Source organism: Huijunlia imazamoxiresistens (assembly GCF_037132455.1).
Classification (GTDB): Bacteria; Bacteroidota; Bacteroidia; order Chitinophagales; family Chitinophagaceae; genus Flavisolibacter; species Flavisolibacter imazamoxiresistens.
In genome coordinates, this window is sequence record NZ_JBBBEI010000100.1 from 1 (window position 1) to 854 (window position 854).

The following is an 854-nucleotide window of genomic DNA, read 5'->3' on the forward strand; positions in this document are numbered from 1 at the left end:
CGCAACCTGAAGGAAAACCGTCTCTCCTTCACCACCTCCCTGGCCGAAGGCCTCAAGGACAGCGAGATCGTGTTCCTGGCCCTGCCCACCCCTCCCGGCGAGGACGGCTCCGCCGACCTGCGCTACGTGCTGGGTGTAGCCCACGACATCGGCAAGCTGCTGACCGACTACAAGGTCATTATTGATAAGAGCACCGTGCCGGTAGGTACCGCCGAGCAAGTGCACGCGGCCATCCGCCAGAACTATGCCGGCGAATTCGACGTGGTGTCCAACCCCGAGTTCCTGCGCGAAGGCGTGGCCGTGGACGACTTCATGAAACCCGACCGCATCGTGATCGGCACCACTTCCGACCGTGCCAAGAAGCTGCTGACGGACCTGTACGCTCCCTACGTGCGCCAGGGCAACCCCATCATCTTCATGGACGAGCGCTCCGCCGAACTGACCAAGTATGCCGCCAACTCCTTCCTGGCCACCAAGATCTCCTTCATGAACGAGATCGCCCAGCTGTGCGAACGCCTGGGCGCCGACGTGGACATGGTGCGCCGCGGCATCGGCTCCGACGACCGTATCGGCAAGCGCTTCCTGTTCCCCGGCATCGGCTACGGCGGCTCCTGCTTCCCCAAGGACGTGCAGGCGCTGGTGTACTCTTCCAATGGCGTGGATTACAACTTCCGCATCCTCAACGCGGTGATGGAAGTGAACAAACAGCAGAAGATCCACCTGGTGAACAAGATGCAGGATTTCTACGAAGGCAACCTGAGCGGCAAGCATTTCGCTCTCTGGGGACTGGCCTTCAAACCCAATACCGACGACATCCGTGAAGCCCCGGCCCTGGAGATCATCGACCACCTGGT

At 61.4% G+C, this 854-nt stretch carries 1 protein-coding gene; it reads left to right on the forward strand.

The window, feature by feature from the left end; all coding sequences use genetic code 11:
- Positions 1-854, forward strand: an 854-nt coding sequence (locus tag V9K67_RS27040) for a UDP-glucose dehydrogenase family protein (RefSeq protein WP_336728251.1), incomplete at both ends; no start/stop codon positions are given.